General features: G+C 45.9%; 18 protein-coding genes. 6 read left to right on the forward strand and 12 right to left on the reverse strand.

Annotated features, from left to right (window positions below; genetic code table 11):
* Nucleotides 1-9 precede the first annotated feature (9 nt).
* The 6 genes from msrAB to MN210_RS07275 all read right to left on the reverse strand — a co-directional run bounded on the left by msrAB (nucleotide 10) and on the right by MN210_RS07275 (nucleotide 8123).
* The gene (gene msrAB, locus MN210_RS07250; protein WP_338411951.1) at nucleotides 10-1782 is read right to left on the reverse strand and encodes a bifunctional peptide-methionine (S)-S-oxide reductase MsrA/peptide-methionine (R)-S-oxide reductase MsrB; all 1773 of its coding nucleotides are present in this window, start codon (nucleotides 1780-1782) and stop codon (nucleotides 10-12) included.
* A 156-nt stretch (nucleotides 1783-1938) separates the two neighbouring features.
* On the reverse strand, nucleotides 1939-2820 hold the full coding sequence (locus MN210_RS07255; protein ID WP_241878053.1) for an ATP-binding cassette domain-containing protein: 882 nt from the start codon (nucleotides 2818-2820) through the stop codon (nucleotides 1939-1941).
* Between the two features lie 53 nt (nucleotides 2821-2873).
* A complete protein-coding gene (locus MN210_RS07260) occupies nucleotides 2874-4832 on the reverse strand; it encodes a glycine betaine ABC transporter substrate-binding protein (protein ID WP_338412835.1) in 1959 nt (652 codons plus the stop codon).
* 225 nt (nucleotides 4833-5057) lie between these two features.
* On the reverse strand, nucleotides 5058-5474 hold the full coding sequence (gene arfB, locus MN210_RS07265; RefSeq protein WP_241878055.1) for an alternative ribosome rescue aminoacyl-tRNA hydrolase ArfB: 417 nt from the start codon (nucleotides 5472-5474) through the stop codon (nucleotides 5058-5060).
* Between the two features lie 161 nt (nucleotides 5475-5635).
* Nucleotides 5636-7048, reverse strand: a complete 1413-nt coding sequence (locus tag MN210_RS07270) for a coniferyl aldehyde dehydrogenase (protein WP_338411952.1) — start codon at nucleotides 7046-7048, stop codon at nucleotides 5636-5638.
* Nucleotides 7049-7244: 196 nt separating this feature from the next.
* Nucleotides 7245-8123: an SDR family NAD(P)-dependent oxidoreductase gene (locus MN210_RS07275; RefSeq protein WP_110816628.1), complete on the reverse strand. Its 879-nt coding sequence runs from the start codon at nucleotides 8121-8123 to the stop codon at nucleotides 7245-7247.
* Between the two features lie 236 nt (nucleotides 8124-8359).
* On the opposite strand from MN210_RS07275, the gene lipB reads away from it, so the two are divergent.
* From lipB to ilvD, 3 genes are all read left to right on the forward strand, one after another.
* Nucleotides 8360-9163 carry a lipoyl(octanoyl) transferase LipB gene (lipB, locus tag MN210_RS07280; protein WP_413775355.1) on the forward strand — a complete coding sequence of 268 codons (804 nt, stop codon included), beginning with the start codon at nucleotides 8360-8362 and terminating at the stop codon, nucleotides 9161-9163.
* A gap of 26 nt (nucleotides 9164-9189) precedes the next feature.
* Nucleotides 9190-9873 carry a hypothetical protein gene (locus tag MN210_RS07285; RefSeq protein ID WP_338411953.1) on the forward strand — a complete coding sequence of 228 codons (684 nt, stop codon included), beginning with the start codon at nucleotides 9190-9192 and terminating at the stop codon, nucleotides 9871-9873.
* A gap of 126 nt (nucleotides 9874-9999) precedes the next feature.
* A complete protein-coding gene (gene ilvD, locus MN210_RS07290) occupies nucleotides 10000-11904 on the forward strand; it encodes a dihydroxy-acid dehydratase (protein ID WP_011960623.1) in 1905 nt (634 codons plus the stop codon).
* A gap of 103 nt (nucleotides 11905-12007) precedes the next feature.
* Here the strand turns inward: ilvD and MN210_RS07295 are convergent, their stop codons facing one another.
* Nucleotides 12008-12304, reverse strand: coding sequence for a DUF4298 domain-containing protein (locus MN210_RS07295; protein ID WP_011960624.1), 297 nt, complete (start codon nucleotides 12302-12304; stop codon nucleotides 12008-12010).
* 146 nt (nucleotides 12305-12450) lie between these two features.
* On the opposite strand from MN210_RS07295, the gene MN210_RS07300 reads away from it, so the two are divergent.
* Together MN210_RS07300 and MN210_RS07305 are read left to right on the forward strand one after the other, a co-directional pair.
* Nucleotides 12451-12912: a DIP1984 family protein gene (locus MN210_RS07300; protein ID WP_011960625.1), complete on the forward strand. Its 462-nt coding sequence runs from the start codon at nucleotides 12451-12453 to the stop codon at nucleotides 12910-12912.
* Nucleotides 12913-13267: 355 nt separating this feature from the next.
* Nucleotides 13268-14527, forward strand: coding sequence for a cation:proton antiporter (locus MN210_RS07305; RefSeq protein ID WP_338411954.1), 1260 nt, complete (start codon nucleotides 13268-13270; stop codon nucleotides 14525-14527).
* Nucleotides 14528-14635: 108 nt separating this feature from the next.
* Here the strand turns inward: MN210_RS07305 and MN210_RS07310 are convergent, their stop codons facing one another.
* From MN210_RS07310 to MN210_RS07325, 4 genes are all read right to left on the reverse strand, one after another.
* The gene (locus MN210_RS07310; RefSeq protein WP_011960627.1) at nucleotides 14636-15997 is read right to left on the reverse strand and encodes a serine hydrolase; all 1362 of its coding nucleotides are present in this window, start codon (nucleotides 15995-15997) and stop codon (nucleotides 14636-14638) included.
* Between the two features lie 72 nt (nucleotides 15998-16069).
* Nucleotides 16070-16600: a protein tyrosine phosphatase family protein gene (locus tag MN210_RS07315; RefSeq protein ID WP_011960628.1), complete on the reverse strand. Its 531-nt coding sequence runs from the start codon at nucleotides 16598-16600 to the stop codon at nucleotides 16070-16072.
* Nucleotides 16601-16734: 134 nt separating this feature from the next.
* Nucleotides 16735-17631 (reverse strand): MaoC family dehydratase, encoded by an 897-nt coding sequence (locus tag MN210_RS07320; protein WP_241878060.1) that lies wholly within the window; start codon nucleotides 17629-17631, stop codon nucleotides 16735-16737.
* 165 nt (nucleotides 17632-17796) lie between these two features.
* Nucleotides 17797-19197: a 3-oxoacyl-ACP reductase gene (locus MN210_RS07325; RefSeq protein ID WP_110816633.1), complete on the reverse strand. Its 1401-nt coding sequence runs from the start codon at nucleotides 19195-19197 to the stop codon at nucleotides 17797-17799.
* A gap of 656 nt (nucleotides 19198-19853) precedes the next feature.
* Here MN210_RS07325 and MN210_RS07330 point away from each other — a divergent pair.
* Entirely contained in the window at nucleotides 19854-21680 is a 1827-nt protein-coding gene (locus MN210_RS07330; RefSeq protein ID WP_338411955.1) for an acetyl-CoA C-acetyltransferase, read from the forward strand.
* Nucleotides 21681-21770: 90 nt separating this feature from the next.
* Here MN210_RS07330 and MN210_RS07335 read toward each other — a convergent pair whose 3' ends face one another.
* Entirely contained in the window at nucleotides 21771-22898 is a 1128-nt protein-coding gene (locus MN210_RS07335; RefSeq protein WP_338412836.1) for a DNA polymerase III subunit delta', read from the reverse strand.
* Nucleotides 22899-22920 lie beyond the last annotated feature (22 nt).

Consider the following 22920-nt stretch of genomic DNA (forward strand, 5'->3'; position numbering starts at 1 on the left):
AACGAGTATTTACTTAACCGCCACTTGATCGACAAAAACGCCGTAGCCTGACTGCGGCATTTTATCGACTGGAATAAACTGTAGCGCGCCGCCATTGATACAGTAGCGCAGACCTGTTTTATCTTTTGGGCCATCATTGAAGACATGACCCAGATGTGAGTCAGCCACGCGCGAACGTACTTCAGTGCGCACCATATTAAAGGCCATATCCTTATGTTCAGTAACTACTTCAGGGGCAATCGGCTGCCAAAAGCTTGGCCACCCACAGCCTGAGTCATACTTATGAGTGGATAAGAACAAGGGCTCACCGCTCACCACATCCACATAGATACCTGGCGCAAATAAATGATCGTATTCATGACTAAAAGCGCGCTCAGTACCTGCCTTTTGGGTAATGTCATACTGCGCCTTAGTTAGGGTGTTTTTTAACGCACCTTTATCAAAATTTGCATAACGCTTGGGGTTAAGTGCTTCAGCAACCGTATTGGCCGCCGCCAACTTGACCGTTTTATTGGTTGACTGTAGCTTATCGTCCGCTAGACTTAAATCAATATGACAATAGCCATTGGGGTTTTTAGCCAAGTAATCTTGATGATACTCTTCGGCCAATGAGAAGTTTTGTAAGGGCTGGTGCTCAACCACAATTGGCTTAGTATATTTAGATTTAATAGAAGCTAACGCCTTGTCAACTGCTGCTTTATCGGACGCATCAGTATAATAAATACCGGTACGATATTGCACACCACGGTCGTTGCCTTGTTTGTTCAGACTGGTCGGGTCAATTACCCTTAGATAGTACTTTAAAACCGTTTCCAAATCGATTTTATCAGCGTCATAGACTACTTTGACTGTCTCAGCATGACCAGACCCAGCGATCACTTGCTCGTAGCTTGGGTCAGTCACTTTTGGGTTGCCATTGGCATAGCCAGAGATGGCATCTACGACCCCATCAACTCGCTCCATATAGGCCTCTAGCCCCCAAAAACAGCCTCCTGCCAAATAAATGGTCTTGGTATTAATCGGCGTGCCAGCTGAATTGTAATACACCCCGTTTTTATTATTAGGACTACCAGACTTAGCGCTTGCTGTACTATCAGCGCCCGTTTGAGTGGGCTTGGCTTTGCTATTTTTAAGCGCTGCAAAATCATTGTCTGCGTTTTCAGCTAACGCATACGCCTGCTCTTTGCTCAAGTTACCTTTAATCAGGCGCACCAGATTACCGCGCTTATCCAAAATAGCCCAGCTTGGATACACTTGCACGCCCAGCTGTTTAATTAAGCTGCCCGAGCTGTCCGCTAATACCGGCAACTTAGGATAATCTGCCTGCACGCCTGCATACCACTGAGTAAATTCTGCCGCTTGTTTTTCATTCAGATGGCCAGGGCTTGCCACCGTGACCACATTGAGTCCGTCAAAGGCGTTATCTTTACGCCAGCTTTCGGTCTCCTCAAGCGTCCCTAAACAAAGCGGACACCAACTTGCCCAAAACTTCACCAAAGTTGGCTTATTAGGATCCAAGACCTCAGCCCCATTACGCCCAAGGCCTTGGGTTAGCTGTGGCAAAGCCTTTAGTTGGTTAAGCACGTCGCTTGGCAGCATATCACGGCTGTCAGTAACCCCTGTGTTCGAAGATTCTGCTGTGGGTTTGGGCGTGTTATCTTGAGATACTTTGCCGCAGGCAGGCAATAAGGTGCCACTGGCGACTATAAAGCCGGTTAGAATGACAAGGCGCTTTAATTGCGGGCGCTTGTCAGCGGGTGTTTGAGTGGCTGAGTGTGACATGGGCATAGGACCTTTTTATTTGCTTAGGCTATTTTACCTAAGCTATTTATAGTGATAACCTGTAGGCTATGTCATTATAATGGCGGCTGTTGATATAGATTGCAAAGGCTGATTTGTGCAAAATACAAGCCTGCAATATAACTACCACATAAGAGGTCAGCCTCTGGCCACCATAAAGCGTTCCACATACGCATCGGCAGGATGCGCCTTTAATTGCTGCGGTGTGCCTGTTTGTACCAAACGTCCCCCATTTAAGATACTGATACGACTACCCAGCCTAATCGCCTCATCAATGTCATGGGTGATAAATACGATAGTTTTATTAAGCTTATGCTGCAGCTCAAGCAATTGGTCTTGCAATTGACCACGAATTAACGGGTCAAGTGCTGAGAAGGCCTCATCCATTAAGATAATGGGCGTATCTACCGCTAGGGCGCGCGCCAAGCCCACTCGCTGCTGCATACCGCCTGATAGCTCATCAGGATAGCTCGTCTCTATGCCCTCTAATCCCACCTCACGCAACCAATGACGTGCTATCTCATGACGCTTGGACTTGGTCATTTTTCGTACCCGCAGTCCATACGCCACATTTTGAATCACAGTCATGTGCGGCACTAAGCCAAAATGCTGAAACACCATGCTGACATTGTTCTGACGAAACTGCTGTAATGGCTTATCGCTTAGGCTTAACACATTAATCACTTTCGGCTGATCAGAGATATGCTCAGCACCGTCCAAATAATCAGCGCTCCCCACACTGTGCTGAGTGTCTATCCAGATTTTGCCGTCAGTTGGGTCAATAAGCCGATTAATATGACGAATTAAAGTGGACTTACCGGAGCCTGATAGCCCCATAATACAGTGCAGCTCGCCCGCCTCTATACTCAAATTAATATCATATAAGCCTACCGAATATCCGGTCTGCTCACGCACTTCACTGCTGCTCATGCCCTGCTGTAATAGGCTAAGCACTTGCTTAGCCTCATTTGGCGTGGCATCAAAAACTTTACTGACGTTTTGTAATTGAATGTGGCTCATGGCGGTCATCTTTTGCTAAATGAATAAAAAATAAATAGGGCGAACAAAGTGGGTTAAGGCGACAGCTTATGACTGTGGTTTGAGTGCCGAAGCTCATCACGTGCGCGCCGTCCTTGCCCAAAGGCTTGAGTGATACGATCAATAATAATCGCCATAATCACAATGGCGGTGCCTGCCTGCAAACCTTGACCGATATTTAGTGTCTGAATCGATTGCAGCACATCCTCCCCAAGCCCTGGCGCCCCAATCATAGAGGCCAGTACCACCATCGACAGCGACATCATGACCGCCTGATTGATGCCGGCCATAATACTGGGTAGTGCTTGTGGCAATTTGATCCAAATTAGCAGCTGTTTGTGATTGCTACCAAAAGAGCGGCCGGCCTCTATCATCTCATGTGGCACTTGCTTAATACCCAGCATGGTCAGACGAATCAGTGGCGGTAAGGCATAAATAATGGTGGCAAATAAGGCAGGTACTTTACCAATACCAAATAGCATGAGCACTGGAATTAAATACACAAAGCTTGGCATGGTCTGCATCACATCGAGCATCGGAGTGACTACTTTTCTTAAGCTGCTACTGCCGGCCATTAAGATACCCATGGGAATACCCACGACCATAGTCACAATTACCGACACAATCAGCAGCGCCATGGTCTGCACCAAAGCAGGCCACAGTCCAAACGCACCGATTAAGAACAAACCAAGCGCACAACTCACCGCAAACCAAATCTTTCGGGTTGCCAGCCAGCCCAACAGCGCCACTAAGCCAATAATCAGCCACGGCGGCGTCAGGTGCATAAGCTTTTCTATCGGCAGTAACAAATAGGTCAAGGTGCCGTGGCTAATTGACCGAAATACAGTGCCAAAGTTTTGTACCACATAGCTAAGTGAGTTATTTAATTGATTTTCAAATGACCACTCAGGAAACCCGCTAAAAGCTGCCGCACTAGTATTGATAGGGTTAGCACCCATATTAGTACCCATGTCAGCTGTAGAGCCATCTAAAGATACGTTAAGCGCTGTGGCTAACTTTTGTGCTGCTTCAGGTGTCACCCATTGCTGCCATAGCTTAGGGTTCTGTTGTAAAAACAGACGGGCTTGCGCCTCCCCGCTGCGCTTATTCTCACTCATCTGCAAAATAGCGCCGTTTAGGGTATCAGGGGCGAACTGCACTTTTTTAAAGGCAGTGGCCAGCTGTGGATAGGTATTTATAAAAGGGGTGGAGACCGCAATTCCTAGATTCGATACCGGAAAACCTGACACACAGTCGGTCTGACTCTCTGCATCAAGCAGCTTATCCCAACACAGCTCATCGTGTTTGGCAAAAGCAAGTTCAGCAAAGTCATATTTGGCCATAAGACCGGTTGGCTGCCAGTAATAAAACAACAAAGGCCTGCGCTGCTCAAAGGCTGAGGCTATCGCAGCATCTAGCGCCGCACCGGTGCCTGGATGGACATTATTAAATTTTATGCCCTCACTGTTGGGTGTGGTCAAGCCGGTGTTTTTTAGCAAATGCGTATTAAATATCTCACAAGTCCACCCCGTGGGACAATTTAAAAAGCGCGCATTGGTAGGGTCTTCAGGATCGGTGAATAGATGGGCATATTTAGGTAAATCTTGATAGCTTTTTAGCCCAGGATTGTCATCAAGGACGTATTTGGGTACATACCAACCTTGAGTAGCACCGCCCTGTAAGGTATCCCCAATGACGGCAGCCTTATTTGCGGCAATCGCCTCCTCCATAATAGGCGAGCGCCCCACCCACTGCTCGCCAATCACTTGTATGTCATCTTGTGCCAATGCCGTCTCTAACGCAGGGCCTGCACCCGGCACCAGATCGGTATCACAGCCATAGCCATCTTCTGCGATGATTTGTAGCACAGAGGAGATAAATTGGCCACTCTCCCAAGTTAAGGAGCCAAACTTCACCGGCTTGCCATCGCCTGCACCACAAGCGGCCATAACCGGCGCAGACCACATAGACAGACACAGTAGCAGCAAGCCCATCAGGGAGTAATGTTTGATAGAGCGAGGGTGACGCAAGTTAAGTGGGCGCAAGGGAGTACCTATTTTATTATGGGAATCAAAATTGTTTTATATCATTGTGAAAAATATCTATATTGTTTATACCGTAATCTGTTAAAAATTACCAATACAGAGTGTAGCGTTACACTTGATGATCACTAAACAACGCCTGCGCCACAGCCTGCCCCCCCAAGCCAGCATTGTGTCCTACTCAAAATCGACCTTACCACGTAGCGCCTTGGTTCTGCCGCGCTGCACTTTACTGTCGGTACGTTTGCGTTTAGCACTGCGGCTAGGCTTGGTCGGTGTTCGAGTTTTGCTAACCTCAGTACCCTTTTTTATAAAGTCTTTTAAGCGCTCAATAGCATCAAGTTTATTGCGCTCTTGGGTACGGTGCTGCTGCGCTTTTATAATAAGCACGCCCTCTTTGCTAATGCGGCTGTCTTTGCTATCAAGCAGCCGCTGCTTGACAGCATCACTCAGACTTGAGGCAGCAATATCAAAGCGCAGATGAATGGCAGAGGACACCTTATTCACATTTTGGCCACCCGCGCCTTGCGCCCGCATTGGGTGAAGCTCGACCTCTTTGTCGGTTAAATGAATATGTTTATTGATAACAATCATAATTTCCTTTTATCTCTTTGTTTTAGTTAGGTTTTGGTGTTGATCATAGCTACCAAAAACAAAGGCCCCTCTATGATAGAAGGGCCTTTTATGAGACTAATATAGACTTGGTAAATTGGGTGTGGTCATTGTCTTGAGTCTCTTAGGTTAATTCACAACCTTTACTTAGACAAAAAGTCCAACCCTTTTCTAAATAAGTCGCTATAAGGCGGCAACATGATGTTTAGCGCATTGAATTTTGATTGCACAAACACCGGCTTCATGTGACTTAGACGCTCAAAACCTGCTTGACCATGATAAGCACCCATGCCTGAATGACCCACACCACCAAAGGGCAGCTCATGCTGGGCCACGTGCATAATCACTTCATTAATGGCCACACCGCCCGATACGGTATAATTACGCACATACTCAATATCTGAATTGTCCTCGCCAAAGATATATAATGCCAAAGGTCTGGGACGGCTATTGATAAACTCTACCGCATCACGCACCCCATTGACATGCACTAGCGGAACAATCGGTGCAAACAGCTCATTTTGCATAACCTCACTGTCAGGGGCTGGATTAAGTACCGCTACCGGCGGCATAAACTGGGTATCTGCATTGGCCGCGATGTCGGTTAACGGGACCAGTTGCTCATGTGGCAATTTCTCAAGATAGCCTTGCACCCGCTTAAACTGACTGGCATTAATAATACGTGTATAGTCAGCATTGTTGGCAATATCTGGATAATGGTTAATCATCCACTCTTTAGCAAGCTTCACAAACTTGCTGTGCAGATTTGAATGAATAAGCACATAATCCGGCGCAATACAGGTTTGGCCAGCATTAAGCGTCTTACCCATCATAATGCGATTAACCACTGTCTCTAAATTAGCATCTTCTAGTACCACAACTGGAGATTTGCCGCCAAGCTCTAAAGTTACTGGGGTTAAATTCGGCGCTGCTGCCGCCATAACCTGCTTACCCACATTGGTCGACCCAGTATAGAGCAGATGATCAAATGGCAAGCCACTAAAGGCCACTGCCAAATCTAACTCACCGACGGCCACAGACACCACATCAGACGGAAAATATTCAGCCACCGCTTCGGCAAAGGTTTCGGCAAATAACGGCGCCGATTCACTCATTTTTATCATAATACGGTTGCCTGCAGTCAGCGCATCAATCATTGGGCCGACAGCTAAAAACAGCGGATAATTCCAAGGCACCATAATACCCACCAACCCTAAAGGCTGCGGCTGAAGCTCATTATGGGCAGGGCGGTAAAAGGTAGAAATAGACACGCGGCGGGTCTTCATCCAAGACTTGCCATGTTTTTTGGCATGCGCGATGCCTTGTAAGCTTGGAAAAATCTCTGCAAACTGAGTTTCATCTTGGCTACGATTGCCAAAATCTTGGCTAATCACTTCGGCAAAACGCTTTTTGTTTTCGGTAAGCATCGCCGACAAACTATTTAATAAAGCCTCTCTATCTGACCAGTCGTTAATGGGCTTTTTTCGAGTCAGCTCACGCATATGCTCAAATTGAGCGTTCAATTGCTCAGTGGTCTTAACTATACTTTGACTCATTCAAATATCCTTTTGATGGTTGTGAGTAAATTTATGCAGCATAACGCGATAATCCAAGAGTGAACAACCCGTTATGATCCGGCCAATAACACCAAGCTTTAGCTAAACATAGGTTAACTTAAACTAATGACTAAAAAAGATAGCATAAATAAGAGTCGTATTCTGCTTTAAATCATTCATATAACGTAATAAATTATTAATGTGGCTCACCAGGCAAAATCCGAGCAAAGGCTCTTTGAAGCACATTGGGCTTCGCATTTTCCTGCTTAGCGGCCTTAAAGTCTGGGAAAATGCGATAGCCCAAAGACTGAATACCTAAGTTAAATTTGGGCACTAAAGAATAGGTGGCTGATGCAAAACGGCCCATGTTGCTTGAGATGCTGACCGGCTTTTCGATAATGGCCTTGGCCACCAAGTTTGCCGCTTCTTGCGGGCTTAGCGCGGGCATGTAGTTGTACATCTTGGTCGGTGCAATCATAGGCGTACGCACCAGAGGCATATAAATAGAAGTCAGATGGATTTTTTTGCCTTTTACTTCAGCAGCCACACAGCGGCTGAACGCATCAAGGGCAGCTTTTGATGCCACATAGGCCGAAAAACGAGGCGTATTGGCCAGTACCCCAATCGATGAGATATTAATAATCTGACCCTTTTTGCGCTTTATCATACCTGGAATAAACTCTAACACCAACTTAACGGCACCAAAATAGTTGATGCTCATGGTCCGCTCAAAGTCATGAAAGCGATCGATTGACTCATTAACAGAGCGGCGGATTGAGCGGCCTGCATTATTGACTAAGATATCTACATGCTTTTGCTCTTTTAAAATCTGTTGGGCTGTCTCTACAATGGCGTCCATGTCCGTTAAGTCACAGCTATAGATACTGGCCTTACCGGCAAAGGCTGTAATTTTGGCCTGTACTGCTTCAAGCTTATCGACAGATCGGGCAATTAAAATCACATGCGCGCCCGCCTCTGCTAGCAAGTAAGCGGTGCTCTCGCCAATACCACTAGAGCCCCCAGTGATTACGATGTTTTTGTTTTTTACAGCTTTACGTAAGGCAGATTTTTTCATTGAACAAAGTCCTTTTAAGGCATCGACTGCATGGAATCGATACAACAAAGTAGAAGAATTAGGAAGACAACAGGTTTACAAATAATACAGAGCAAAGTCAAACAAAGGTCATAACATGAAAGTTTTGGTCGCTTATGCGACACTTAAAAAAAGCAATCAATATAGCAGTGTTCAGCTATGGCGAGCTCGATGACCCCATGATATGCTATAACCTCCAAATAAAACAATAGCTGATTATGATTTCTACTCACAACCAAACCCAAAGCGACGCTATAGGCGACGCCAAAGCGCCAAGCGCTTTTAAGTTACGTACCTTAATTGATGCCGATTATGAGCAGACGCACGCTGCTATGCTGAGCCATACTTTAAAGCGTATCGAACAAAAACGCCAAGGCATTATCACCCCCGATGAGCTGTGGATTGTCGAGCATAAGGATGTCTATACCCTCGGTCAAGCCGGCAAAGAAGAGCACATATTACAGCGCGGTGATACACCCATTATCCATACCGATCGTGGTGGCCAAGTCACCTGGCATGGCAAAGGGCAATTGGTCATTTATTGGCTAATTGACTTAAATAATGCCGGCTGGTCGGTGCGAGACTTGGTATCACATGCAGAGCAAAGCATTGAAGATGTGTTAAATGCGGTATTAAGCCGTCAGCCAGCCGCTACAGAGTTTTATGCCAAAGCCCGTAAAGATGCGCCCGGTGTTTATATTTATAACAAAGATGAGCTGATGCTCGGTAAGATTGCCTCATTGGGCTTTAAGATTAAGCACGGCTTTAGCTACCACGGCATTGCCCTAAACCTCACTTGTGATCTGGGTGCCTTTAATGCCATTAACCCTTGTGGTTATGCCGGCATGCAAATGCTTAGATTGGCTGATTTTGTGGCGTTAAATAGCATTGACACTTCCCCATATCATGGCTTTGAGGTGCTGCCAGACGCCGTCACTGAGCTTGAGGTGACCAAGCTGCTGCTGACGAATATTATCCAGCGTGATATGGGTGCCATTTCTTTGCGCAGCGCTGCTCCTTAATCCTACGCTACTTTTGAGAGCCTGTTATGAATACAGATTTCCCCGCCCCTAATTTACAAGCATCCCATCTGAGCCTAACGGATGCACCAAAGCTCACCGCCGATCCTAACACCTTGATACTCAATGACTTACTCACCAATGATACGCCGTGGCAGATTCACAATTGCAAAATTATTGACAAAAGCATCAGTCAAGATGAGAAGTTGCCATTTTTATATCATTATGATGCGCTAAGCGATGATATTAAGTCCGCTCACCCCCTAAATGCTGAGCTATTAAAACAGTTTCAAACCCCTATGTTTGCCGCAGACGCGGCCAAACTTATAGGCATCAGTGAGGACTTGGTAAAAACCCCTTGGCAAGTAAAAGTCACCGGCACCTTAGTGATGTTTTGTGATCGGTTGCAAATTGCACTGCGCCTAAAATTCACCAACACGGCTAAAGATCGTGATCCTATTTATACCCAATATAAAGCCGAGGCCCTACAAGCCTCTATGCAAGATTGGCACTTTTATGGCGATGTGTTTGTACTTAATAAAAGCACTCAGCCTTTAGTAGTCACAGCAGAGGATGAGTGGATGGCGCTTGAGCGCTTAGAGGGCTATCAGGCTCTACCGGCTCAATATGCGCTGACAATATTGGCATTACTTGAGGATCAAAAACCACAACTTACCCAATTACAAGAGGCCATTGAGCTCCGCTTGGTCTAATATTTTTTGAGTTAAATCATAATTTTAATTTATACTTAATCAATATTTTTTGCTTTAACCAAATCTGTGTTTATAGGTTACAATACCTATTGAGTAATTCAATACCTAAGATAAAAAGGATGTTATATGCAATACCGCTCTAAGACCTCAACTTCAGGCCGCAATATGGCTGGTGCCCGTGCATTATGGCGTGCCACAGGTATGACTGATGGTGACTTTGATAAGCCAATTATCGCCATTGCCAACTCCTTCACCCAGTTTGTTCCAGGTCACGTCCATCTAAAAGACATGGGCCAACTGGTTGCCCGTGAGATTGAGCGTGTGGGCGGGGTTGCCAAAGAATTTAACACCATCGCGGTCGATGATGGCATTGCCATGGGTCACAGCGGTATGCTGTACTCCTTGCCAAGCCGTGACTTGATCGCAGATTCTGTAGAGTATATGGTCAATGCCCACTGCGCAGATGCGTTAGTATGTATCTCAAACTGCGACAAAATCACCCCAGGTATGTTAATGGCAGCCATGCGCCTAAACATCCCAGTTATCTTTGTCTCGGGTGGCCCTATGGAGGCCGGCAAGGTATTGGCTGAAGATTTAGCGCCCAGTCATAATCTTGATGCCCCCGTCAATGAAGATGGCAAAAAAATCCGTAAGCTAGATCTTGTGGATGCCATGATTGACGCCGCTGATGACAACGTAAGCGATGCGGACGTGTTAGAGATTGAGCGCTCCGCTTGCCCAACCTGCGGCTCATGCTCAGGCATGTTCACCGCCAACTCAATGAACTGCTTAACCGAAGCTTTAGGTTTATCACTACCAGGTAATGGTTCGTTGTTAGCCACTCATGCCAAGCGTGAAGCCCTTTTCTTAGAAGCCGGTCGCCGTATTGTTGATTTAGCAAAACGCCGCTATGAGCAGGACGATGAGTCGACCCTGCCACGCTCTATTGCCACCAAAGAAGCCTTTGAAAATGCCATGAGCCTTGATATCGCCATGGGCGGCTCAACCAATACCATCTTGCATTTATTGGCCGCTGCGCATGAAGCGGAAGTTGATTTTAAAATGGCCGATATCGACCAGTTAAGTCGCCGCGTGCCTTGCTTATCAAAAGTGGCGCCTGCTACCCAAAAATACCATATGGAAGATGTGCACCGTGCCGGCGGGGTATTGGCAATTTTGGCTGAGCTAAATCGTGCCGGTCTATTGCACACAAACTTGCCAACCGTTCACGCCAAGACCTTGCAAGAAGCGCTTGAGATGTGGGATGTGATGAATACTGATCATCCCAATCATGAAGCGGCACGTGATTTGTATATCGCAGCACCAGGCGGCGTACGTACCACCCAAGCCTTCTCTCAAAACAAAGCCTGGTCCAATCTGGATCTAAACCGTGAGTCTGGCTGTATCCGCTCTGCCGAGCATGCTTATTCTAAAGACGGCGGTCTGGCCGTATTGTTCGGTAACATTGCTGAGCGTGGCTGCGTGGTAAAAACTGCTGGCGTTGATGACAGCATCCTAACCTTCACTGGCCGTGCCCGTGTGTTTGAGTCACAAGATGACGCCGTAGAGGCCATCTTGGCGGACAAAGTCGTGGCCGGTGATATTGTCATTATCCGTTATGAGGGCCCGAAAGGTGGCCCGGGCATGCAAGAGATGCTCTACCCGACTTCTTACTTAAAATCAAAAGGCTTGGGTAAAGAGTGTGCGCTATTAACCGATGGCCGCTTCTCGGGGGGCACCTCGGGTCTATCAATCGGCCATGCCAGCCCGGAAGCTGCCGAAGGTGGCGCTATTGGTCTAGTAAATGAGGGTGATACCATCCACATCGACATTCCAAATCGCAGCATTAACCTGGAGGTCTCTGACAGTGAGCTTGCCCGCCGCCGTGAAGAGATGGAAGCACGTGGTAGCAAAGCTTGGAAACCTGAAAGTCGTGAGCGCCATGTCAGTCAAGCCCTACGTGCCTACGCCGCCATGACCACCAGTGCGGATACCGGTGCGGTACGTGATGTGAGTCAAGTTGAACGTTAATACGTTGTAAAATGAATAAAAACTCAAAAAAAAGCCAGCCGATGCTGGCTTTTTTTGTACAGTGTTAGGTCACGTTAGGCCACAGCTTATTTTAGGCCAGACGCTAATGGTCTATAGCATCTAATCCCAGCCGCATCCAACGAATGGCCTGCTCTTGATGGTCAGTTAATGCACTCCATAGCGCATCTTCGCTGAGGATAGAGTGCACATTATCTGCACACTCAACAGCGACGTTGTTTTCATAATCTCTTCGCCACTGCTCACTTTGGTAATACGTTTGCAATTCAGACAATAAGGCACTGGCTTCTCGCCATTTCTCCTGAGCTTCATGTATCTGCTGATGCAAATCATGCCAATGCTCATATTTTTTCTGTAGTGCTTGTGCATCATAATTTTCCATCACATTACCCTTTTTTTTAGTATAAAAAATAATAAAACTACGTTGGTTTATGCTTAATGCCACTATCGACTCTCATAATCCTTATAGACAATAACACCGGCAGAGGTTATCTTACAATCCTATAAATAAAGAGAAGTTGAGATATTATGAAACTTGCCGAAGCCTTACTTATTCGCAGTGACTTACAAAAAAAACTGGCTCAGCTTAACGCCAGAATTGCCAATAATGTCAAAGTACAAGAAGGAGACACTCCCAATGAAGCACCTGAAGAGTTGCTTGTCGAGGCCAATCAAGTCATAAGCGAGCTTTCCAATTTAATAGAGCGCATTCATCGCACTAATGCCATTGCCACCACTGAACAAGGTCAGTCCATGCTAAGCCTATTGGCACAGCGCGATATGCTGCAGATGCGTCACAAGTTGCTTGTCGAGGCCATAGCAGCCGCCAGTAATGAGGTGGACCGCTATAGCCCGCGCGAAATCAAATGGCGGGTTATGATTTCAGTATCCGCACTTCAAAAACAAGCAGATGACTTAGCAATGAAGCTGCGTAACTTAAATCTAATCATTCAAGCCAGCAATTGGCAAATCGACTTAGTACAAGAGTAACGCATAATAACCGCTATTTTATCCGCTTTATTTGTTACAATACTTTTGAGGCCGACTGGGCGAGTGACAGACCCCTTATCTCCACAGCAGGGGGTTGAAAATATACTGCAGTGGCAGACTATGCGTTGTGGGCAGACGTTTTTTTACCTCTTATGCCCCGCACTTGTCACTTAGCATAAGTCACTATTTAAAGCTCACTACCCGTCACTGACAGTCGGCTTCTTTCGATAAATATTACCTAAAAACAATATTTAATGCCGGGCAGATACGCCATTATTAATCTCTGTTACTGACCAATACTAAGCCCTACTATTGACAGTGTTTTTTCTTCTTAACTCAAATTATCGATACTCTGATGCTTGAAAACTACAATCAGTTTCTTCTAGTGTGTGGCATCGCCTTTTTGTTTGGTGCCCTATCCCCTGTTTTTTTAAAACGTCTGCCCTTATCTTTGCCGATGCTACAGGTAAGCTTTGGCTTACTCATGGGTTATTTTTGGTCTGCGCTCCCCTTTTTAAATCCTATCGCCAATGGTGAGGTGGTCGAAAAGGTATGTGAGCTTGTGGTACTGGTATCCTTAGTTGGTGCCGGTATAAAAATTGATACCCCGCTTAGCTATAAGCATTGGCGGCCCACCTTTCGGCTATTGCTCATCACCATGCCTTTATGTATCGCGGCAATGGCAGCGCTTGGCTATTATATTTTTGGCTTGAGCTTGGCGGCAGCTATCTTACTGGGTGCTATTTTGGCGCCGACAGACCCGGTATTGGCCTCTAGCATTCAAGTAGGCCCGCCTAACTCTGGTAATGAGGACACCCCGCGCTTTACCCTTACCTCTGAGGCGGGACTCAATGATGGTCTGGCCTTTCCTTTTGTCTATCTGGCAATAAAAATTGCGGCGTATTACGGTAAGGCAAATGAGCTGTCCTTGTCTCTTTTAGTCGACTGGCTTAGTGTAGATGTACTCTGGAAAGTCGGTGCTGGTGTCGCCGTTGGTGTCTTGGTTGGTAAGCTGCTTAGCAAGTTGGTTTTCTCAAAAAGCAATAAAGACACCGTTATGTCGCAAGGCTATGTGGTCATTGCGATGACGTTATTGGCTTATGGTGTGGCAGAATTTGTGCATGCCTACGGCTTTATCTCTGTGTTTATTGCTGCTTTCACCTTCCGTCACAGCGAGCACACTCATGATTATCATACCGCATTACATGACTTCTCTGAGCAATCAGAGGGGCTGCTTATGTCCTTGGTATTGGTGGTATTTGGGATGGCGTTGGGTCAAGGTTTAAGCTCAGATGTAAGCTTAAGCTGGCAAGTATATGCCACAAGCTTACTGTTCTTGTTCGTGGTAAGACCGGCTGCTGGGTGGATAGGACTGGCGGGGCTTAATTTGCCCAATAAGGAGCGTTTTGTCATCTCAAGCTTAGGCATCCGCGGTATCGGATCTTTTTATTACTTAGCCTATGCTCTAAATCAAGACGTCTTTGCACTCGATGATGCCACAGACTTATGGATTATCTGTAGCATCGTCATTATTGTCTCTATATTTTTGCACGGTATAGTGGCACCCAGACTTATTGATGACGCTAAACCTAGCAGCACTAATAAACCTGCCTAACGGCAAAGGCATCTCGCCAAGCGGCCCACCTCTAGCAGATCTTGTAAAATCGCCAAGTAAATTAAACCTGACTGGTTTTATTTTCAGGTTTAATTTACGAATCTACGCTTAATCAATTGACTTGCTAAAGTGCGCCAAAATAGCCTCAATTAAAGCGAACTGACGAATGTCAGTGGTCATAGTAACATCATAATTGTGCACATAGGCCACCGCCAGCTGTTTTTGGGTATCACACCAAGCCATAGAGCCGTTGTAACCCATATGGCCGAAAGCATACTGCAGATTCTCAGCAGGCTGACAGCGGCTAAATATACGGTGATACCCTAGGCGCCAATGCATGCTTTGAGGATGAGTGGCCGGCATAATCGCATCACTGCCTGCCACATGAACACTCGATAACTCATCAAACACCGACTCATCAATCAACCGTTTGCCTTGCCAAATCCCTTTATTGGCAAGCATGGCGTACATCTTAGCCAAGGCGTCGGCTGAAGCCACATTATTGGCCGCCGGTATTTTTGCCATCAAAGATTCAGGGGTATGATAATTAAATTCAGAGCGGCCGGCCGGCACCAACGCATACTTGAAGTCTTGCATCTTAACGCCACTCATATCAAAGTATAAATTGGCAATCTGCAAGGTTTTAAGCGGTGCATCAGACTGCTTTTGACCCAGTAGCTGCTGCCAGCAGCTGTAGCTTGGCAAGCTTTGATAAGCGGCCAAGGTAGCCTCTGAATCAGAGCGCAGCTTGGGTTTAGCACTTCTTTTTTTGACAGCTTTGTCAGCCTCATCTTCATTGATAGCGTCAGCTTCTACTAAGCCCATCACCGTATCAAAGTCGTCAAAGTTGCTAGCCACCGTACCCACCTCACCAATCTTATCGGCCGGCACCCCAAAATACATACTGTCACTGATACCTAAGGGCTCAGTCAAATACTGCTGTAAGGCTTCATTTAGAGACAAGTTAGTGGCTTTCTCGATTAAGCCCCCTATCACCCATCCCGAGACTAAAGCACTATAGGCACTTTCGGCCTGCTCATTAAAGGTGGCTTGGGGCGGCATCTGCTCAACACGCTGCAGCATCAGTTGCCAATCTGTCAGCTCTGGGGCAAAGTCAGTAATGGCTTGAATATTAAACAGTCCTGAGCGGTGAGTCAGCACTTGTCTCAAGGTAATTTGTTGCTTGCCATTGGCGGCAAATTCAGGCCAGTACTGGCTAATGGGCTGATCATAAGCCAAAATCTTATTAGAGACTAAGATATGGACTAAAGTTACCAATACGCCTTTCCCAGTCGAAAAATTCAGCCCCAATCTGTCTTTGTTCCAGCTTAAACGCGGGGTCGCTTGTCCCACAGAAGCCTGGGCCACAAGCTGCCCTTTATGATAGACCACCACAGCGCCGCCAACAGGGGCATCTTCAAGCTGTAGCTGGGTCATGATTTGGGTCAGTTGGTTTTGCAAGTTATCCATAAAGTCACTCAATGTATCGGCAAATAACGTGGTAAAGGTAAAAGCATTAAGCTTATTAGCGCTCTTAATCAATCAGCGAGGTACCAATAAGCGCATACGCACCTCTTCTTCTAGCCCCGTTAGCCCATGTTCTTTGCCTTGCTGCATGGCAGTGTCCATCTTGCGACCTCTTAACCAGCCCGCTCGCAGCGCCATACAAGCCCCGACACGATTGCCTGAGCCGCAGTGTATTAAGGTTTTTTTGCCATGATGGGTGCGCAGGGCTTTATCGAATTCTAATAAATTGACTTGTTTTAAGTCCTCTGCGCCAGCAATGGGCAAGTGAGTATAGTTGATGCCCTGAGCCTCTACCGCCGCTCGCTCATCAAAGCTTAGCTCAGACTCAGGTTGTAGGTTTATGATATGCTCAATACCCGCTTCAGCCGCTTTTACTACCTGTTCAGCAGACAGCTTGCCTGATACCACAGTCTGAGCATTGGGGAATTTGGCATTTTCTAATACTGGGGCTAAAGCAGCTTCAAGTGATATCTCAGCAGACTCACTGACACCTTCATCCTTAGTATCAGCAGATAAATTTTCGGACGTTGCCTCATCTTTTGACATATTAAATCCTTAAAAACACAACAAATTCAGCTAAGGAGTCCCTCCCTAGCTGACTAAACAGCTTCTTTTATACCAGCCGCTGTGCCTTTATTACCAATAAAACGTCTGGTATAAACATCAGCGTACCTGTCATCTTACAGTTTCTTGATAACACCGGTTAAATGGGGTCTTTTATTTTTAGCATTGTATAGATTAAATACAACCTGCTCTGAGTCTTTTAGGTTGTCTGCATTGTCGCCAATAAGCTCAACTTCTGATGGCAAGAAGATAGGCAGCTTAAAGGTAACATCCACACTATAAGCTTCTGGCAGATCCATAAAGCTTAAGCATTTAGCTTTTGACCACATCCCATGTGCAATGGCTTTCGGAAAGCCAAAAGCTTTCGCGGTCACAGCATGCAAATGAATTAAGTTAAAATCCCCTGAAACCATAGCATAACGGCGACCGATATCTTCTGGCACGGCAAAGATACTGTGAATATCGTTTTGCTGAGCCTCAAGCGTTTCGCTCACGACCTTTGGTTTTTTGGTCGGACTACCGCCCTTGGTCTTTTGGCGGGATAGATAAGTAGAGGTGCCTTCCCAAACCAGCTCATCTGCGCTGTGAACTTGGGTAACAAAGTCAAACTGCTTGCCTTTGTCATGATCACGTAAATTGGCAAAGCTCACTTCCATAGTGACCACTTCGGTATCAGCAATGCGGCGATATTGAGTCACTGAGTTGGTGACGTGTACTAGCCCTAGCATAGCAAATGGGAAGGCTTCATCAACCATCATGTTCATCTGCAAGGTTTGAGATAAAACCGCAAAGTAAGTGGGCGGTACTTGACCATTGTCGGCAAAGCCACAAATGCGGCGGTAATCTTGTAGATTTGACTGATCAATGATTAACTCACCGACCTTGTAGCTGGCTTCTGGTAGAGCTTGTTGTTCTTCCTTATGGCTCTTTCCTATGACCGGTAATAATGATTTTAGTATTTTGGTATAGGTTTTACTGGCTTCAGGCAAGCTCTTGAATTCACGGGCTGTCATATAAAATCCTTGTTAAAATGTCATCTCAACTTTGTAAAATAGCCATCACTTCGATGGCTATTTTACAATACAGCGGCAGGTTTGGGTAAATTACTGCTATTTAGTTACGGCTTAGCACCTAGCATGACTGGGTTCATGTCAAATAGCAATAAAATTTATAGACAATTAAGCGCCCAATAGACTTTGGCCACAGACACGTACGATGTTGCCATTTACGCCGCCTGAAGCAGGTGCTGCCAACCAAGCAGTGGTTTCTGCCACATCAATGGGTAGACCACCTTGACTCATAGAGTTCATACGACGGCCCGCTTCACGGATAGTCAAGGGAATGGCGGCTGTCATTTGGGTTTCGATAAAGCCAGGTGCGACTGCATTAATAGTGATGCCTCTACCTTCAGCTTTTAGCTTCTTAGCGGTGGCTTGAACCAAGCCGATTACGCCCGCTTTCGAGGTGGCATAGTTAGTTTGACCTAGGTTACCGGCGATACCTGAGATTGATGATACACAGACGATACGTGCATTTTCATTCAATACATCATTATCAAATAGGTAATCGTTAATCATGGCGATACTTTGCAAATTGATGTTGATCACCATATCCCACTGCTTGTCATCCATCTTAGCCAGTGTCTTATCACGGGTTATCCCTGCGTTATGAATAATGGCATCTAGACCATTACGTTTGGCTGCAGCTTCTGCAATCTTCTCGCCAGCATCATCAGCTGTGATATCTAGAGCGAGGGTTGAGCCACCAATTTCGCCAGCCACTTTTTGTAAATCGGCTTGCTGCTGCGGCACATCTAAACAAATAACATGTGCGCCATCACGCGCCAATACGCGTGACATAGACTCACCAATACCACGGCTTGCGCCGGTCACAAGTACCGTCTTGCCAGCCAGTGGCTTAGACCAATCTACATCGACCACACTGCCTGCACCCACACGAACCACTTGACCTGAAACATAAGCAGAGCGTGCCGACATAAAGAAGCGTAGCGTTGAGTCTAAATTCGCCTCTTCACCTTCACTCACATAAATAAGCTGCGCGGTAATACCGTTTTTGAACTCTTTACCGACAGACTTTACAAAGCCTTCTAGGGCGCGCTGTGATAATGTTTTGCCAATACGGTCGCACTCTTCTGGTGGACGACCAATAATGATCACACGGCCTGATTTTTCAACTTGACGTGCCACAGGATGGAAAAAGTCATACATCTCTTTTAAGTCAGGGGCATGAGCAATGTTACTGGCATCAAAAACCAATACTTTATATTTTTCAGTGTGCCCTTCGCTGTCTTTGGCTTCTACACCTGCGCCTGACAAAACGTCTTTGTGTGCATCATCGCCAGCAACGTATACGTCAGCATGTAGTGAATTTAACACTTGGGCGATGGCATCACTTAGACGGCTATCGTCTCCTGAGGCTGAGCCAAATAATACGCTACCACGGACGACTTTTTCACCCGGCTCAAAACGATCTAGTTTAGTCGGTAAAGGCAGTCCTAAATTTTTAGCCACTTTTTTTCCTAGCGGTGACTGTACAAACTCTCCATAGCGATCTGACATAATATCTCCTAATTTATAATATGATGGATGAAACAATAGAATGCTTTAGCAATTCAGGGTCATGATAATGAGTGATATTTTCAGATTTAATAAGGGTTATTACTCAGAAAACTGCGACTGATCAGTTCATATTTACTACCAAATCGTGCACAGCTCACCCACCTCACGACGCCTTAAAACTTACTAACTACTACTGCTGATTATCAGTGCAACCCTTAATCTCAAAGAGATACGGCCCTCATGTAAATGCAGGGTATCTAAGTTTTATCTTAGCAACATTCGCTTCACACTGGTAACGAGTTGCCCACTAACAGAAACGATATAAGATTGCCTATTATTAATGATGTGATAAAATAAAACCTAATGTTATGAGTGCACTTAACAACGATAACATTATATTATTATAGACCAACACGCCATACAATGCTTTAGTAACAATGTTAAAATTATCTCTACTTACCTAACAAGTATATTGCTGTAATCTAAACAACAATTTGAATAACAATGAACTGGGATTATATACGATTATAGCAAGCACCTAAAGCAAACAGGCCCTGCAAATGACCGTCTTTGACTCTCATTGGGTAGCTTTTAAATAAAACTTTTGGTAAATAAAACTTTTGGTAAATAAAACTTTTGGAATATAAGGACGTTAAATGAGTAATTCTAATCAATCAAATAAATCTGCTGACAAATCCTCTGCGGTGACATCCACTGTGGTGAACAAAGCGGGTGAGTCATTACTAAACGATACTAACAATGCCGCCCCGACCAAAGACTCAAACACCACATCAGACTTCTCAAAATTACAGCAAGAAGTCGTCTCCACCTCAAAAACTGAGGCAGATACCGTCATCAGCGAAGATCGCGCTGCCAAACAAAAGATTATTGCCGAAGCCAAAGCACAAGCACAACAAGAAGACAATCTGTCTCAAATCGATGAGCCTGCGCAAGAAGCCACACAAGTTAAAGACAATAAAGCTGACGACGCTCAAACTCAAAAAGAGTCTAATCAAACTGAATCTAAACAAGCGCAAAAACAAGCCACCAAATCTACTGCTGAAGCGCCCAAGCAAGAAGCTTCAGACAACACCAATCAAACCCAAAAACAGTCTGGTGATAAGCCCGCTAACCAATCACCTGCTGATAAGTCAAAAACCAACAAGGAAAGCTCAATGTCAGACAATTCAAAAACCTCGAATCTTCCTCGCCGCGTCGCTATTTTAGGCGGTAACCGTATTCCATTTGCACGCTCTAATGGTCCCTATGCTGACGCCAGCAACATTGACATGTTAAGCGCCGCTTTAAACGGTCTGGTTGAGCGTTATGAATTACAAGGTGAGCGTGTTGGTGAAGTCGTGGCCGGTGCGGTATTAAAACTAAGCCGTGACTTAAACCTAACCCGTGAGTCAGCGCTTAATACCGCTCTTGACCCACAAACGCCTGCCTATGATGTCTCTCAAGCCTGTGGCACTGGTTTACAAGCCACTTTTGCTGCCAGCAATAAAATTGCTCTAGGCATTATCGATTCGGCCATTACTGGTGGTGTGGACACCACTTCAGATGCCCCTATTGCTGTGGGTGATGGTCTACGCAAAGCCTTAATCAAACTGGGCGCCGCTCGCAATAACAAACAGCGCCTAAGCGCCCTAACCAGCATCAATCCAAAAGAGCTTATCGATGCGCCGCAAAATGGTGAGCCACGTACCGGTCTATCTATGGGCGATCACCAGGCCATTACCGCTTTAGAATGGAACATCAGCCGTGAAGCACAAGATGAGTTGGCAGTAAAAAGCCATCAAAACCTAGCCCGTGCCTATGAAGAGGGCTTCTTTGATGACCTAATTACCCCATACAAGGGCTTAACCCGTGATAACAACTTACGTCCAGACTCTTCACTAGAAAAATTAGCAACGCTAAAACCTGTATTTGGTAAACGTAACGCTAACCCAACCATGACAGCAGCCAACTCTACCCCTCTAACCGATGGTGCTTCTTGTGTCCTACTGGGTACAGATGAGTGGGCTGAAGCTCATGGCCTAAAACCACTGGCTTATATTGTCCATCAAGAAACTGCTGCTGTTGATTTTATTGGCAAAAATGGCCCTAAAGAAGGTCTGTTAATGGCACCTGCTTACGCTGTACCTCGTATGCTTGCACGCGCCGGCCTAACTTTACAAGACTTTGACTTCTATGAAATCCATGAAGCCTTCGCCTCACAAGTACTGTCGACTCTAGCCGCCTGGGAAGATGAGACTTTCTGTAAGGAGCGTTTGGGTCTTGATGCCCCACTAGGGTCTATTGACCGCAGTAAACTAAACGTTAATGGCTCATCACTGGCTGCAGGCCATCCATTTGCAGCAACCGGTGGTCGTATCCTAGCCACTGCTGCTAAGCTACTGGATCAAAAAGGATCAGGCCGTGCACTGATTTCAATCTGTGCAGCAGGTGGTCAAGGTGTCACTTGTATTTTAGAAAAATAAGCCCTTAGCTATTTTAATAAAGATAAAATAAGTTAAGCACAGCTAAAAAAAAGAGCCTCGGTAATGAATCGAGGCTCTTTTTTTATACGGTTATAACAAGGCTAACGCTGCCAATAATTGATCATAAGCCATTTTATCGTTGACGTTTTGCTGACACGCTATTTTCACATCCTCAATCACAGTCATTAACGCTTGGATGGACTCAAGCTGAAGCTCAGTAATAGATTGATATTGCGCCAATGCCAAATCTTGCTGCAAGGTGGGCATCCCTAAGCATTGACGGCTAAAATCCATCAGCATAAATTCTGATAGTTTAATAAAGTCATCCAAAGACAGCTGCTTTTGCCAATAATCACTGGCCGCTATGGCACTGCGCTTGCCGGCTCTGAGTGCCAGCCAAACCTTAACCCAAGTACCACGCTGCTGGTACCAAGCACTGCTTAGCATCTCTAAGGCAGCCAGCGGCGCGCCATTAGACAGCTTCAATGCTTGGGCCACTTGCTCAGATAAAGGCGCTGCATTATCCGATTGAGCGGGGTTTTGAGTGTGTTGTGAGACATGATTCTCTAAATAAGCAAAAACCTGTTCATGCGCCATAGGATCCATCGCCACTTGCTGCACCCGACTTCTGATGGTGGGCAATAATTTGGTAGGCATATCGCTAATCAGCAGCAAATGAATGCCCTCACGCGGCTCCTCTAAGGTTTTAAGCAGCGCATTGGCTGCAGCCACTGTCATCTTATCGGCATAATCAATAACGCAAACCCGGCGTCCACTACTACCCTGGCTAATAAAAGGCTGCAGCTCTCGAATGTCATCAATCTTTATAGACGGCTTTACCAAAGCTTTAGCCGCCTCATTCTCAGACGCTTTTTTGGTATTGGATTTACCGCCTTTGGTTGCAGTTGCGGCCTCCACCTCTAAACTTGGCAAACTGCTGATGGGCAACACCTGCAAATCAGGATGCGTCCCAGAGGCGAGCCATTGACAGCTTTGACACTGACCACATGCGCCTTGCTGCGAGCTTGGCTGCTCACGATTATCACAAAGTAGCCAAGCCACAAAGCGCCATACAAAAGCACGTTTACCAATCCCCTGCATCCCAGCAAATAACAAGCCATGCGGTAGACGCTCATAGCGTGCTATCAAGTTGTCCCAAGCAGTTTGCTGCCAAGGTAATACTGGGGCAAAATAGACCGGCTGCTCAGTGCTCATGATTTATAGATTTCCTAATAAAGAA

The organism is Psychrobacter raelei (assembly GCF_022631235.3).
In the GTDB taxonomy this organism is placed as follows: Bacteria; Pseudomonadota; Gammaproteobacteria; order Pseudomonadales; family Moraxellaceae; genus Psychrobacter; species Psychrobacter raelei.

What these genes read in the sequence shown, in the direction of transcription:
- MN210_RS07310 (WP_011960627.1), bottom strand. Translation starts at nt 15,997, where the DNA reads ATGGATAACTTGCAAAACCAACTGACCCAAATCATGACCCAGCTACAG.
- MN210_RS07270 (WP_338411952.1), bottom strand. Translation starts at nt 7,048, where the DNA reads ATGAGTCAAAGTATAGTTAAGACCACTGAGCAATTGAACGCTCAATTT.
- MN210_RS07330 (WP_338411955.1), top strand. Translation starts at nt 19,854, where the DNA reads ATGAGTAATTCTAATCAATCAAATAAATCTGCTGACAAATCCTCTGCG.
- MN210_RS07285 (WP_338411953.1), top strand. Translation starts at nt 9,190, where the DNA reads ATGAATACAGATTTCCCCGCCCCTAATTTACAAGCATCCCATCTGAGC.
- msrAB (WP_338411951.1), bottom strand. Translation starts at nt 1,782, where the DNA reads ATGTCACACTCAGCCACTCAAACACCCGCTGACAAGCGCCCGCAATTA.
- lipB (WP_413775355.1), top strand. Translation starts at nt 8,360, where the DNA reads ATGATTTCTACTCACAACCAAACCCAAAGCGACGCTATAGGCGACGCC.
- MN210_RS07315 (WP_011960628.1), bottom strand. Translation starts at nt 16,600, where the DNA reads ATGTCAAAAGATGAGGCAACGTCCGAAAATTTATCTGCTGATACTAAG.
- MN210_RS07320 (WP_241878060.1), bottom strand. Translation starts at nt 17,631, where the DNA reads ATGACAGCCCGTGAATTCAAGAGCTTGCCTGAAGCCAGTAAAACCTAT.
- MN210_RS07295 (WP_011960624.1), bottom strand. Translation starts at nt 12,304, where the DNA reads ATGGAAAATTATGATGCACAAGCACTACAGAAAAAATATGAGCATTGG.
- MN210_RS07325 (WP_110816633.1), bottom strand. Translation starts at nt 19,197, where the DNA reads ATGTCAGATCGCTATGGAGAGTTTGTACAGTCACCGCTAGGAAAAAAA.
- MN210_RS07305 (WP_338411954.1), top strand. Translation starts at nt 13,268, where the DNA reads ATGCTTGAAAACTACAATCAGTTTCTTCTAGTGTGTGGCATCGCCTTT.
- arfB (WP_241878055.1), bottom strand. Translation starts at nt 5,474, where the DNA reads ATGATTGTTATCAATAAACATATTCATTTAACCGACAAAGAGGTCGAG.
- MN210_RS07255 (WP_241878053.1), bottom strand. Translation starts at nt 2,820, where the DNA reads ATGAGCCACATTCAATTACAAAACGTCAGTAAAGTTTTTGATGCCACG.
- ilvD (WP_011960623.1), top strand. Translation starts at nt 10,000, where the DNA reads ATGCAATACCGCTCTAAGACCTCAACTTCAGGCCGCAATATGGCTGGT.
- MN210_RS07275 (WP_110816628.1), bottom strand. Translation starts at nt 8,123, where the DNA reads ATGAAAAAATCTGCCTTACGTAAAGCTGTAAAAAACAAAAACATCGTA.
- MN210_RS07300 (WP_011960625.1), top strand. Translation starts at nt 12,451, where the DNA reads ATGAAACTTGCCGAAGCCTTACTTATTCGCAGTGACTTACAAAAAAAA.
- MN210_RS07260 (WP_338412835.1), bottom strand. Translation starts at nt 4,832, where the DNA reads ATGGGCTTGCTGCTACTGTGTCTGTCTATGTGGTCTGCGCCGGTTATG.